This window comes from Streptomyces sp. NPDC014623, from assembly GCF_043088245.1.
GTDB lineage: Bacteria > Actinomycetota > Actinomycetes > Streptomycetales > Streptomycetaceae > Streptomyces.
Genome location: NZ_JBIBZU010000007.1, coordinates 1 through 12334, shown reverse-complemented (window position 1 = coordinate 12334; position 12334 = coordinate 1). Strand labels below are relative to the sequence as shown.

Sequence of the window (12334 nt, the reverse complement as noted above, 5' to 3'; positions counted from 1 at the left end):
GATGGCTCGCACCCGTACCCGCGTCCGTACGTCGGCGCTCGTCGCCTCGGCCGGGGCGCTGGTGGCCGTCACCGGCTGCGGCGCGGCGGACATGACCAAGCAGGCCTCCCCGTTCGCCGCCCCGGCGGACATCAGGACCGTCACCCTATCCGTCCAGTCCTGGGTCGGCGCGCAGGCGAACGTGGCCGTCGCGCAGAAGATCCTGGAGGACGAACTGGGCTACCGCGTCGACCTCGTCCAGACGGACGAGGTACCCGCCTGGGACGCCCTCAGCCAGGGCCGGGTGGACGCCATCCTGGAGGACTGGGGGCACCCCGACCAGGAGAAGCTGTACGTCGAGGACAAGAAGACCATCGTCCCGGGGGGCGACCTCGGGGTCACGGGCCACATCGGCTGGTTCGTCCCCGAGTACTGGGCGGACGAGCACCCCGACGTCACCGACTGGAAGAACCTCGACAAGTACGCCGACGAGCTGCGTACCGCGGAGAGCGGCGACAAGGGCCAGCTGATGGACGGTTCACCGTCCTACGTCACCAACGACAAGGCGCTGGTGAAGAACCTGGACCTGGACTACAAGGTCGTCTTCGCCGGCTCCGAGGCCGCACAGATCACCCAGATGCAGCAGTTCGCCAAGGAGAAGAAGCCCTTCCTCAGTTACTGGTACCAGCCGCAGTGGCTGTCCAACGAGGTGCCGATGGTCGAGGTGAAGCTCCCGGAGTACTCCGACGCGTGCGCGGCCAAGGACCCGGAGGACATCGACTGCGCGTACCCGACGACTCCGCTCCAGAAGTACCTCAACGCGGACTTCTCGAAGCGGGGCGGGGACGCGGCGGCCTTCCTCAAGAGATTCAAGTGGTCGGAGAAGGACCAGAACGAGGTCGCCGAACTGATCGCCGCCGAGCGGCTGTCGCCCGGCGAGGCGGCGGACCGCTGGGTCGAGAAGCACCCCGCCACCTGGAAGAAGTGGCTCGGCCGGTGACCTGAGCCGTAACTCCTTCCGCCCGTCAGCCGCCGCGGCACCTGCCGCGGCGGCTGACGTGTGTGCGGGAATCCCTGCCCTTACTATTCACTCAGTACATGTACCGAGAGTACAGTGACCACATGAGTACCCGTCATGTCCTCCTGGGGCTGCTCGCGGCCGGGCCCTGCCACGGCTACGACCTGAAACGGCAGTACGACGCCCGCTTCCCGCAGGCCCGCCCACTCGCGTACGGGCAGGTCTACACGACGCTGCAACGCCTGGTACGTGACGGTCTGGCCACCGTCGACGGCACCGATTCCGACGGCGGACCGGAGCGCACCCTCTACCGGTCCACCGGTGAGGGAGCACGCGAACTGGACCGCTGGGTCGAGGAGATCACCGCGCCCGCCCCCTTCGTGACGAACGAGATCTTCGCGAAGGTCGTGGTCTCGATCCTCGTCGCGGCGGCCCCGGCACAGCCGGGCCAGGACGGACGGAAGCCCGACGCCGCAGCACATCTGAGAGCTCAGCGCGCCGCCCACATGGAGCGGATGCGCGAGCTCACCGCACTCAAGACCGCGCCGGGCGCCGATCTCAGCACGGTGCTCTCGGCCGACTACGCCCTTGTCCATCTCGACGCCGACGTGCGGTGGATGACCACCACAGCAGCCCGTGTCGACACCCTGACCGCGGAGGTCAACGCAGCATGAACACACGGCACGAACAGCACCCCCCGGGGGTGAGCGCGCTGCTCTCGGCGCGCGGTCTGCGGAAGTCGTACGGAAGGACCGAGGCGTTACGGGGGGCTTCCCTCGACCTCCACGAGGGCGAGATCCTCGCCGTCACCGGTTCGAGCGGCAGCGGGAAGTCCACCCTTCTGCACTGCCTGTCAGGGATCGTCCGCCCCGACGAGGGCGTCGTCACCTACGGGAGCGAGGAGCTCGGCCCGATGCCCGAGCAGCGGCTCAGCGAGCTGCGCCGCCGCGACTTCGGGGTGGTGTTCCAGTTCGGGCAGCTGATCCCCGAGCTCACCGCACTCGACAACGTGGCACTGCCCCTGCTGCTCGCGGGGACCCGGCGGGGCCCGGCACAGCAGCGGGCGGGGGAGTGGCTGGAGCGTTTCGGCGTCCGTGGGCAGGCCGGCCTGCGTCCCGGTGAGATGAGCGGCGGACAGAGCCAACGGGTCGCCCTGGCACGGGCCCTGGTGACCGGGCCCAAGGTGGTCTTCGCGGACGAACCGACCGGGGCGCTCGACTCGCTCGCCGGGGAACAGGTGATGACCACCCTGGTGCACACCGCGAGGGAGTCGGCCACCGCGGTCCTGCTGATCACCCATGACGCACAGGTCGCGGCGTACGCGGACCGCGAGGTGGGGCTGCGGGACGGCGTGGTCCACTCCGGCTCGGCCGATACCGTCGGCCAGGGGGCGGCTCACCGTGAAGGCTGACATCCGCATCGCCTGGATCCTCGCGCGCGGCTCGGAACACCGCGAGTGGTGGAGGATCTCGCTCACCCTGTCGGGCGCCCTGCTCGCCACGGGCTTCGCCCTCGCGGCAGCGACGATCGCCGCAGTACAGGGGCAGGTGTCGATCCCGTACGCCCACGGACTGCTCAACCAGCCGGGCGAGCGGGCGGGGGTGGTGCTGACACTCGTGCTCCTGCTGGTCCCCGTGCTCGGCTTCCTCGGCCAGTGCGCGCGCATCGGGGCAGTGCACCGCTACCGGCGCATGGCCGGGATGCGGCTCGCCGGGGCGACCCCCGCACAGGTGCGGAGAGTCGCCGCGGTCGAGTCCGCGTTCGTCTGCCTGGCCGGCTCATCGGCCGGCTTCGCCGCCTTCGCCGTGCTCCTCGCCCGAGCGGGGCACACCCCGCCTCCGGTGGCCTGGGCGGGCTTCGTGGCGGTGGTCCTCGCTGTTCCGGTGGCCGCCGCACTGGTCAGCGCCTTCGCTCTGCGCCACGTGATCGCCTCGCCGCTGGACCACGTGCGCAGGACGGGCCCGGACCGGGGGCGCCGGACGCTGCTCGGCTTCCTGCTCACCGCCGTGCTGATCACCATGGCGGCCCTGCTCTTCCTGCTCCGGGGCGGCAAAGGCGTGACGCCGTTCGCGCTGCTGGTCCTGGGGCTGGTGCTCCTCACCGGGGCGGGCGCGATCTGGGTGACAGGGGCGTTCGCGGCGTTCCTGGGCCGCAGGCTCACCCGCCGCACGAACAGCCCCGCGGTGCTCATCGCCGCGAGCCGCCTCGCGCACGACCCGTGGGCGGCCGCGCGGACCCACGCCGCGCTGCTGCTGGTCACGGTCGTCGGCGTGGCCTTCATGGGGGTCCGCGGGGTACTGCTCGCGGCGCTGGGGGAGGACGGCTACCGTCCGGTGGACCTGGCCTTCTACACCACCGGTATCGACCTCGTCGGAGCCGCAGTGCTGATCGCCCTGACGATCAGCCTCTGCGGCCTCGCCGTGGGCACCACCGAGTCGCTGGCCACCCGTCGGCGAGGCCTTGCGGCACAAGCCGCCGCCGGGGTGCCCCACGGGGTCCTGGCCCGGGCCGCGCTTCTGGAGACGGCGCTGCCTCTTGCTCCCGCGCTCCTGCTCGCGGGCGCCGGAGGAACGGTGGTGTACCTGGCGTACGCCGCCGTCGTGGGCGGACCCGTCCCCCTGCTGCCGCTGCTCGTCCCCGTGACGGTCTACGCGGCCTGTCTGCTGGCCGCGGCGACGTCGTTGCCGTTCCTTCGGCGTGCGGCGCACCCGGCGGAGCTGCGGTTCACCTAGGGCCTCTCGTCTGGATCACGCCGGGCTCGCGGGGTCTGGTGCCGCACCTCGCGGCGTTGTCGTCAGTCGCCGACGCTCCGCGCGGGTTCCCTCCTCCGCCTCGCGATGCACGGCGCCAGACCCCGCTCCCTCATCCGGCATGATCCAAACGGCAGGCCCTGGAGCGCCCTTCGCGGGCTCCGCCCCGCCGCGCGCACGCGATGCCACCACGAGCGCGGCGGCCGGGAACCCGGCGTGAGGGGCCGGGGTGGACGAGACCGCACCACCGGGGTGAGGAAGGCGGCCACCGGGACGGTGGGTGTCGCAGTGGCGGAGCGGGTCATCGCACGGACGGGTGCCGGTGAGTGGCCCAGTACTCGGCGGCGGTGATGCCGAGCAGTACTCGTGGTGGCTGCCGGCGAAGAACTCGTGCTGGCGGAGCCGTCCTTCCTCGACGAAGCCCAGCCCGAGGTAGAGGGCGAGAGAGGCGTCGTTGAACGCGTAGACCTCCACCTCGCACTTGTTGTGGCGCTGCTCGGCGAACATGTAGGTGAGGACCAGTTCGGTGGCCTCGGCCGCGTATCCCTTGCGCCGTTGGCCGGGGGCGATCTCGATGCCGGTCCTGAACCGTCCCGCACGGCTGTCGGTCTCCCCGACGGTCACAGAACCCGCGAACGCGCGATCGGCCAGCCCTTCGACGACCAGGCGGAACGCCTCACCGCCCGGCGGACGCCCGGCACGGCCGGCAGTCCAGGAACGAAAACTCTCGTCGGAACGCGGAGGCTCGACCTGGTCGGCGTTGCGGGCGCCGACCGAATCCCGGGCCAGGCTCCGGAAGCCCTCCCAGTCCTCCGGCTCGACACCCCGCAGACGCACTCTGTCACCGGTCCACATGTCCCGCATACCGCCCCTCCCTTCGATCGGGCGCGGTAACCGACGGCCCCCGCACCACAAGCGCGACACCCTACCGGTGGGACACCGCTGTGTGCCGGACGGGCACACTCCGCATCACCGGCCGCACGGGCCCCGGGGGCGAGCGCGCCGGCGGTGCCGGTCCGGACACGGCCGGACCGGCACCGTAGGGCGGTCAGACCACCGCGTGGCCGTCGGCGGCTCCCGGCCGCTCGAACTGGGTGCGGTGCAGTTCCTCGTACCGCCCTCCGGCGGCCAGCAGTTCCTCGTGCGTGCCCCGTTCGACGACCCGGCCCGCCTCGACCACCAGGATGAGATCGGCGGCCCGCACCGTCGACAGCCGGTGGGCGATCACCACCGCCGTACGCCCCTCCAGGGCCTCGGCCAGCGCCTCCTGGACAGCGGCCTCCGAGGTGGAGTCGAGATGGGCGGTCGCCTCGTCCAGGATGACCACCCGCTGGCGGGCCAGCAGCAGCCGGGCGATGGTGAGCCGCTGCCGTTCGCCACCGGAGAGCCGGTAGCCGCGCTCGCCGACCACCGTGTCCAGCCCCTCGGGCAGCGAGGCGACCAGGCCGTCGAGGCGGGAGCGGCGCAGCGCGTCCCAGATCTCCTCCTCGGTGGCCTCCGGCCGGGCGAGCAGGAGGTTGGCGCGCACCGACTCGTGGAAGAGGTGCCCGTCCTGCGTGACCATGCCGAGGGTGTCCCGGATCGAATCGGCCGTCAGGTCGCGTACGTCGACGCCGTTCAGCCGCACGGCGCCCGCGTCGGTGTCGTACAGCCGGGGGAGGAGCTGTGCGATCGTCGACTTACCGGCTCCGGATGATCCCACGAGCGCGATCATCCGACCGGGCTCCGCCTTGAAGGAGACGTCGTGCAGCACCTGTGTGCCGCCGCCGGAGTCGAGTGCGGCCACCTCTTCGAGCGACGCGAGGGAGACCTTGTCGGCGGAGGGGTAACCGAAGGAGACCTTGTCGAACTCCACGGACACCGGCCCGTCAGGTACCCGGCGTGCGTCGGGCTTCTCGGTGATCAGCGGTTCGAGGTCGAGGATCTCGAAGACCCGTTCGAAGCTGACCAGGGCACTCATCACCTCGACCCGGGCCCCCGCCAGCGCCGTCAGGGGTGCGTAGAGGCGGGTGAGGAGCAGGGCCAGGGCGACGACGGCCCCGGGCTCCAGACTGCCGCGCAGCGCGTAGTGGCCGCCGAGCCCGTAGACCAGGGCGAGGGCCAGCGCCGACACGAGGGTGAGCGCGGTGATGAAGGTGGACTGCAGCATCGCCGTGCGGATGCCGATGTCACGCACCCGGCCCGCGCGGGCGGCGAATTCGGCGGACTCGTCGGCGGGGCGCCCGAACAGCTTGACGAGCGTCGCGCCCGGCGCCGAGAAGCGCTCGGTCATCTGGGTGCCCATGGTGGCGTTGTGGCCGGCGGCCTCCCGCTGGAGGTCCGCCATCCGGGCGCCCATCCGGCGGGCGGGGACGACGAACACCGGCAGCAGCACCAGGGCGAGCAGCGTGATCTGCCAGGAGATCGTGAGCATCACGGCCAGGGTCAGCAGAAGGGTGACCAGATTGGAGACGACGCCGGACAGGGTGTTGCTGAACGCACGCTGGGCGCCGATCACGTCGTTGTTGAGCCGGCTGACCAGCGCACCGGTCCTGGTGCGGGTGAAGAAGGCGACGGGCATCCGCTGGACGTGGTCGAAGACGGCGGTGCGCAGATCGAGGATCAGCCCCTCCCCCAGAGTGGCCGACAGCCACCGGGTGAGGAGCCCGAGCCCCGCCTCCGCCACGGCGATCAGGGCGATCAGCAGGGCGAGCCGGGTGACCGTCCCGGTCTCCTCCCCCCGCACGATCGCGTCGACGACCCGCCCGGCCAGCACCGGTGTGGCCACCGCCAGCAGAGCGGTGACCACACTGAGGAGCAGGAAACGGACGATCCTGCTCCGATGCGGCCGGGCGAACGCCGCGATGCGGTGCAGCGTGGCCCTGGAGAAGGCCCTGCGGTCCTTCTGCGCGTTCATCGCGCTGTGCAGTGAATGCCACGCGGTGACTTCCATGTCCATGCTGTGCCTCCGGGATCGGTCGGTATGCATGGCACGCTAGGACCTCAAGTAAACTTGAGGTCAAACGTTCCCGGCCGGCTTCACCCGCCGGCGCGTTCAGCGCGCCCGTACGGTGGCCATCACGTCCCGGTCCGGCTGCAGGGTCAGCGCCGGCACGGGGCTGATGGTGCCCGGGTCCACCTCCAGCTCGAAACGGCGCGCCAGGACGGCCAGGACCAGCACCGCCTCGACCATCGCGAAGCGCGTACCGAGGCAGACCCGGGGGCCGCCGCCGAACGGATACCAGGCGTACTCCGGAATGTCGTCCCCGGTCTCTGCGTCCCAGCGCTCCGGGCGGAACGCCGCGGGCTCGGGGAACCACCGTTCGTCCCGGTGCGTGACCCACTGGCTGCTCCACACCCGCGTTCCCTCCGGCATCGGGACGCCGCCGATCCGAGCCCCCTCCTTGGCGATCCCGGTGACCAGCCAGATCGTCGGATACAGCCGCAGGGTCTCCTTCACCACCGCCTGGGCGTAGGTCAGTTGCGCGTAGTCGTCGATGCCCGGCTCCCGGTCGCCGAGGACCCGGTCCAGCTCCTCGGTGAGTGCCGCCCGCGCGTGCGGGGCACGGGAGAGCAGGTACCACGCCCACACCAGCGTGGAACTGGTCGTCTCGTGGCCGCCGATGTAGAGCGTGACCGTCTCGTCCCGGATCTCCTTGCCGGAGAGGTGCGCCCCGCTCTCGTCCACCGCGGCGAGCAGCCGGCTCAGCAGGTCGGGGCGCCCCCCGTCGCCGTCGCGGTGACGGGCCACCACACGCCCGACCTCGGCGTCGATCACGGCAGCGGCCTTCTTGATCCTGGCCCGCCCGGGCGTCGGCACCCAGTCGGGCAGGACGGCGCCGAGTCCGCTGAACTCCTTGCCGATCTCCTGCTGGGCGATGTCCATGGCGCGGCCCATCGACTCGGCGTCGGCCGGCGTGTCCACCCCGAAGATGGTGCGTACGGCGATCTCCTGCGTCAGGGCCGCCATCTCCCGCTTGATGTCGACGCGTTCGCCGTCCGACCAGGTGCCGGCCAGCTCCACCGCGCACGCCGTCATGGTGGAGGCGTACGACTTCACCTGCCTGGGCCGCACCGAAGGCTGCACCAGCGACCGCTTGCGCCGCCAGTCGGTACCGCGCGCGACGACCACTCCGTTGCCCATGACCGTACGGAAGGCGATGCCCAGCAGCGGCTGGTCGAAGGTGTGTTCCGTCTCGGTGAGCAGCTCGCCGATGTACTCGGGGTCGGCGATGAAGACGCAGTCGTTGCGGCCGAAGCGCCATCGCACCATGTCCCCGTACCCGCCCAGGCGCTCGAAGAAGCCGAGGGGATCCTTGCCGAACTGCGGCAGGCTTCCCAGGAAGGGGAGACCTCTCGGCCCCTGGGTGAGCCGGTGGCCGCGCGGCTCGGTGCCGAGGGATGCGCCGGTTTCCTCGGCCATGAAGGCCTCCCGTCATCTGCCGTGCGCAATAGGTGAGTTGCAAAGCATAAGGGCTGTCCCGCAATTCCTGGCGGGACAGCCCTTGGCCGGTCGGGCCTGAGTCCGGGCCGAGTTCGCGGTACGTCGGCCGGGCATGCGCGAGGGCCGCAGGCGGTTGCCTGCGGCCCTCGCGCCGGGGTGTCACGCGGTCAGGCCCCCGGCGGTACCCGGGACGGGCGGCCACCGCCACGCGTGAGGGAGTGGCCGGACAATGCCGCCAGCGCGGCGAGCACGCCACCGCCGGCGGTCCACAGCCAGCGGTCGGTCCACCAGCCGGAGGACCAGCCGTCCTCGGGCTCGCCGCCGAGCGGGGCACCGCTCTGCGCCGAGGCGGTGGAAGCGGCGGAAACGCCCGGCACCAGTGGTTCCGCGAGAGCGCCGTCCACATCGAAGGCGCCGCCCTCGTCGGCCGAGGTCACCTGGGTCTCGACCTGGACCGGCAGCCCCAGGTCCTCCTCCGCCAGGCCGACCACCGTCAGGCGGACGTAGTAGCTGCCGGGCAGCGGGTCGGACGCCCAAGGCTCGGACCAGGCACGCACCGTGCGCAGTACGCAGGACAGCTCGACGGTGCCCGCGTCGGGTGCCGCCTTCCTGGTCCGGTGGCCGTACACACAGTCCTGCCGACGGCGGAGCCCGTCGTACACGTCGACCTGCCAGGTCGACGCGCCGCGCCGGGCGGCACTCTCCGGCAGGCTCACCTTCGCGCGGACGGTGGGGCGCTGCCCGGCGTCCGCGGGGAAGGCCCAGTACAGGTAGTCACCCGTGGACGCGTCCGCGGTGGCCGTCTGCCCCTGCCGAAGGGCCGTGGCGGTGCGGAAAGTGGTACCCGCCTCCGTGGGACCCGCCCCCTCCCCCTCTGCCGGGCTCGCGCTCGCGGACGGGCCGTCGGCGACGGCGGCACCCGCCGGGATGAGCAGGGCGGCGGCGGCCAGCAGCGCGCCCACACATCCGCGCTTCACGGTGTTCCTGCGGGTGGTACGCATCAGTTGGTCCTCCATACGGCGACGCGCCAGCGCGAGACCCAGCCGAACAGCAGGCCCGCGATCAGTCCGGTCAGCACCATGACGCCCAGCAGCCACCAGCCGCGTCCCAGGCCGAACGCGGCGACGTCAGCCGCGTCCTCGGGGGCGTTCACCAGGTCGATGGTCAGCTCGACGGGCATCCCGGGAGTGGTCTTCACGGAGGCGGGCGCCGAGAAGGAGTTGCTGAGCTGGAGGCACACGGCCTCGGCAGCGGGCTTCGCATCGCCGTCGTCGGCGGCATCCCGGTCGGGCTTGGGGTAGCGCAGTCCGGTGGAGACGGCGTCCGTACGCCCCGTACCCGACTCCGAACCCCGGACGATCTCGCGGCCGTGCGCGGTCACCGCGCGCAGCAGGACCCCGTAGTCGTTGTTCACGGCGCGGTCCGCCGACACGCTCACCGAGGCACGCAGTTCCTGGCCGGGCAGGACGTCCACCCGGTACCAGCGGTGCTTGCCGATCTCCTGCCGGTCCGTGTAGAGCCCGGCCTTCAGCTCGGGGGCCGCCGAGCAGCTGCCCGCACCCTCCGTCGCCACGGGGGTGACGACGGGCTCGGCGGCGCGGTCCACCAGCTGTTTGACGCGGCCCGACAGTTCGTCGGTGTGCTGGACCGCCGTGTAGGTACCGCCGGTGGCCTCGGCGATGCAGGTCAGCTGCTGCCGGATCCTGGCGTTCGGCACCAGACCCAGCGTGTCGATGACCAGGTGGATTCCCCGGGCGGCGATGTCGCGCGCCACCTCACAGGGGTCGAGCGGTCCACAGGTGTCCTCGCCGTCGGTGATCAGGACGATCCGCCGGGTGGCGTCCCCGCCGTCGAGGTCGTCGGCGGCACCGAGCAGGGCGGGTCCGATCGGGGTCCATCCCGTCGGCGCCAGGGTGGCGACGGCGGTCTTGGCCTCGGTCCGGTCGAGCGGGCCGACGGGGTAGAGCTGCTCGGTGTCCTTGCAGCCGACCTTCCGGTCGTCGCCCGGATAGCCGGCACCGAGCGTACGGATGCCGAGCTCCACCTCCTCGGGCACCGCGTCCAGGACGTCGTTGAAAGCCTTCTTGGCGGCGGATATCCGGGACTCGCCGTCGATGTCGCGGGTACGCATGGAGCCGCTGACGTCAAGGACGAGTTCGACCTTGGGGGAAGCGGCGGCGGGGGGTTCGCCGGCGGCGGCCGGAAGGGCGGTGCCGAGCCCGGCGGCCAGGGTGGTGAGCAGGACGCACACCCCGGCCGTCAGCCGTTTTCTTATGATCATCGCCGGATCTTATTGAAGATCCACGATCATCCCCAAACACCGGCGGCGGACGCGATGCCGGAGCCCTGCCTCATCCGCCCAGCAGAGGCTCCGCCGCCCTGTCCAGCACCGAAGCGACACGCTCCCAGGTCTCGGTGTCCCTTTCCACCGGCGGGAGTTCGGCCTCGGTGTCACCCGACTTCGCGTTCCAGCGGGTCGCGACGGCGACCGGGTCGCCACCGCCCGCCGCGGAAGCGGCCAGCGCGGCCGCGCCGAGCGCGACCAGTTCCCCGCTGCCCGGCACGATCAGAGGCCTGCCGGAGAGCCGGCGCACGGTCTCCACCCAGGTGCGGCCCTGGGCGCCGCCGCCGACCAGCCGGAGCGGCCGGCCGGCGACCTCGGGATCGGCCGGGTCGAGGCCGCACGCGCGCAGCAGCTCGTCGAGCGCCCGCAGCACGGTGAAGGCCGCGCCCTCGTACGCGGCGCCGAGCAGCTGCTGCGGGGTCGTGTCGTGCCGGAGTCCGGTGAGCAGTCCGGAGGAGGTGGGAAGGTCCGGGGTGCGTTCACCGTCCAGGTACGGGAGGAGCACGGCCTCACCGCCGGGCGCCGCGTCGTCGCGGTGCAGGCCGAGCAGGCCGGCCACCTTGTCGACGGCCAGGGTGCAGTTGAGGGTGCAGGCCAGGGGGAGGTACGTACCGTCGGCCGCGGCGAACCCCGAGAGGGCCGTGGACGCCGGGCGGGTCCGCGAGGCGGCGAAGACCGTGCCGGAGGTGCCGAGGCTCAGGACGGGATGGTCCAGCAGCCCCGCGCCGCCCAGACCGAGGCCCACCGCGGCGCTCATGTTGTCCCCGGTGCCCGCCGCGACGGCGATACCGGCCGGCAGGCCGAGCGCTTCGGCCGCCGCCTCGGTCAGGGAGCCGATCCGGGTCCCGCCCGTGGCGGCGACCTCCGGCAGCATGGAGACGTCCAGGCCGAGCCGGTCCAGGAGCTCCGGGTCGTACGCGCCCGTGGCGGTGGAGTACCAGCAGGTGCCCGAAGCGTCCCCCGGGTCCGTCGCCGCGACGCCCGCGAGCCGCTCCGTGAGGAAGTCGTGGGGCAGCCGCACGGATGCCGTCGCCTCGGCGTTCGCCGGGTCGTTCTCGCGCAGCCAGCGCCATTTCGTCGCGGTCATGGACGCGACGGGCACCGTGCCGGTGCGCGCCGTCCACGCCTCGGGCCCGCCCAGTTCGGCGACGAGCGCAGCGGCCTGCGGCGCGGAGCGCGTGTCGTTCCACAGGAGCGCGGGACGCAGCGGACGGCCGGCCCGGTCGAGAGTCACGAGCCCGTGCTGCTGTCCCGCGACGGCGATACCGATGACGGCGGAGGCGGACAGCCCGGACTCCTTGAGACCGGCCGCGACAGCGTCGCACAGCGCCCGCCACCAGACCTCGGGGTCGGTCTCGCGCGCCCCGCCCTCACCCGTGACGACATGGGGGGCGCGGCCGACGGCGAGCAGCTCGCCGGTCTCGGCGTCGGTGACTGCGGCCTTGGTGGACTGGGTGGAGCTGTCCACGCCGATGACGACGGTACGCGGCGGCATGGGCTACCTCTTCTCGTGCGGTTTCCGGCAGTGCGGGTTTTGGGAGTGCGACAAACAAATTACGTGATCGATGGCGCGCCGAACAGGGGACACCCTCGTTTCGTCCTCCGGGGGGTTACGCCCACGCGGTGCTCCGTGCATAATTAATCATGTCAGTGAACAAATAGGTCCGGGCTGCTGACGACAGCTCCGGACCCCAGGCAGGCGAAGGCGGACACACGATGACGGAACGCTTCACTCCCACCCCTGCGGACAGGTTCACCTTCGGTCTGTGGACCGTGGGCTGGCGTGGCAACGACCCGTTCGGTGACGCGACGCGTCCGGC

At 71.9% G+C, this 12334-nt stretch carries 9 protein-coding genes and 1 pseudogene; 4 read left to right on the top strand and 6 right to left on the bottom strand.

Annotated features, from left to right (window positions below; all coding sequences use genetic code 11):
* Position 1 precedes the first annotated feature (1 nt).
* The 4 genes from ACF1FZ_RS13715 (at position 2) to ACF1FZ_RS13700 (ending at position 3729) form a co-directional block, all read left to right on the top strand.
* Positions 2–979 carry an ABC transporter substrate-binding protein gene (locus ACF1FZ_RS13715; RefSeq protein ID WP_391773565.1) on the top strand — a complete coding sequence of 326 codons (978 nt, stop codon included), beginning with the start codon at positions 2–4 and terminating at the stop codon, positions 977–979.
* 122 nt (positions 980–1101) lie between these two features.
* The gene (locus ACF1FZ_RS13710; protein ID WP_391773564.1) at positions 1102–1671 is read left to right on the top strand and encodes a PadR family transcriptional regulator; all 570 of its coding nucleotides are present in this window, start codon (positions 1102–1104) and stop codon (positions 1669–1671) included.
* The gene (locus ACF1FZ_RS13705) at positions 1668–2408 is read left to right on the top strand and encodes an ABC transporter ATP-binding protein (protein WP_391773563.1); all 741 of its coding nucleotides are present in this window, start codon (positions 1668–1670) and stop codon (positions 2406–2408) included. The genes ACF1FZ_RS13710 and ACF1FZ_RS13705 overlap by 4 nt, the downstream gene beginning before the upstream one ends.
* A complete protein-coding gene (locus tag ACF1FZ_RS13700) occupies positions 2398–3729 on the top strand; it encodes an FtsX-like permease family protein (protein ID WP_391773562.1) in 1332 nt (443 codons plus the stop codon). The genes ACF1FZ_RS13705 and ACF1FZ_RS13700 overlap by 11 nt, the downstream gene beginning before the upstream one ends.
* A 319-nt stretch (positions 3730–4048) precedes the next feature.
* On the opposite strand, the pseudogene ACF1FZ_RS13695 reads toward ACF1FZ_RS13700, so the two are convergent.
* The 6 genes and pseudogenes from ACF1FZ_RS13695 to xylB all read right to left on the bottom strand — a co-directional run bounded on the left by ACF1FZ_RS13695 (position 4049) and on the right by xylB (position 12009).
* Positions 4049–4611: pseudogene (locus tag ACF1FZ_RS13695) on the bottom strand (GNAT family N-acetyltransferase).
* Positions 4612–4795: 184 nt separating this feature from the next.
* The gene (locus tag ACF1FZ_RS13690; RefSeq protein ID WP_391773561.1) at positions 4796–6685 is read right to left on the bottom strand and encodes an ABC transporter ATP-binding protein; all 1890 of its coding nucleotides are present in this window, start codon (positions 6683–6685) and stop codon (positions 4796–4798) included.
* Positions 6686–6781: 96 nt separating this feature from the next.
* On the bottom strand, positions 6782–8149 hold the full coding sequence (locus ACF1FZ_RS13685; protein WP_391773560.1) for a cytochrome P450: 1368 nt from the start codon (positions 8147–8149) through the stop codon (positions 6782–6784).
* Positions 8150–8337: 188 nt separating this feature from the next.
* Complete coding sequence (locus ACF1FZ_RS13680; RefSeq protein WP_391773559.1) at positions 8338–9171, bottom strand: hypothetical protein; 834 nt, start codon at positions 9169–9171, stop codon at positions 8338–8340.
* Positions 9171–10451 (bottom strand): VWA domain-containing protein, encoded by a 1281-nt coding sequence (locus tag ACF1FZ_RS13675; protein ID WP_391773558.1) that lies wholly within the window; start codon positions 10449–10451, stop codon positions 9171–9173. Before ACF1FZ_RS13675 ends, ACF1FZ_RS13680 begins: the two co-directional genes overlap by 1 nt.
* Positions 10452–10521: 70 nt before the next feature.
* Positions 10522–12009 (bottom strand): xylulokinase, encoded by a 1488-nt coding sequence (xylB, locus tag ACF1FZ_RS13670; protein WP_391773557.1) that lies wholly within the window; start codon positions 12007–12009, stop codon positions 10522–10524.
* Between the last annotated feature and the right edge of the window lie 325 nt (positions 12010–12334).